The organism is Pseudoalteromonas sp. SG44-17 (genome assembly GCF_014164235.1).
Classification (GTDB): Bacteria; Pseudomonadota; Gammaproteobacteria; order Enterobacterales; family Alteromonadaceae; genus Pseudoalteromonas; species Pseudoalteromonas rhizosphaerae.
In genome coordinates this window covers 1-595 of record NZ_JACJEV010000096.1, presented here as the reverse complement: position 1 = coordinate 595, position 595 = coordinate 1, and the positions used below count along the sequence as shown (strand labels likewise).

At 53.3% G+C, this 595-nt stretch carries 1 protein-coding gene; it reads left to right on the top strand.

Going from position 1 to position 595, the window contains the following annotated elements; all coding sequences use genetic code 11:
• A partial coding sequence (locus H5182_RS22045) for an Ig-like domain-containing protein (RefSeq protein ID WP_182760660.1) occupies window positions 1-595 on the top strand: 595 nt, incomplete at both ends.

Below are 595 nucleotides of genomic sequence, written 5' to 3'. Positions count from 1 at the left end.
GAAGCCAATGCCAGTGTCAGTGTGACTATCAGCGATGGTTCGAATAACCAATCGCGTACTGTGACGGCTGATGGCTCTGGGGCATGGACTATCAGTGGTAGTGAGTTTGATGTCAGCAGCTTTAATAACGGCACACTCACCGTCAGCGCCACACAAAGTGATGCGGCGGGTAACACCTCCAGTGCAGCCAGCACCTCAGTGATTTTAGATCACGCAGCACCGAATGCCTTAACGATTGCCACCCCGATTGAGGTTGATGGCCGGATCAATGCCGTAGAGGATGGCAGTGTATTGATCACCGGCTCTGGCGCAGAAGCTAATGCCAGCGTCAGTGTGACCATCAGCGATGGCGCGAATAACTTATCACGGACTGTGACGGCCGATGGCTCTGGGGCATGGACTATCAGTGGTAGTGAGTTTGATGTCAGCAGCTTTAATAATGGCACGCTCACCGTCAGCGCCACACAATCTGATGCGGCGGGTAACACCTCCAGTGCAACCAGCACCTCAGTGATTTTAGATAACGCAGCACCGAATGCCTTGACGATTGCCACCCCGATTGAGGTTGATGGCCGGATCAATGCTGTAGAAGATG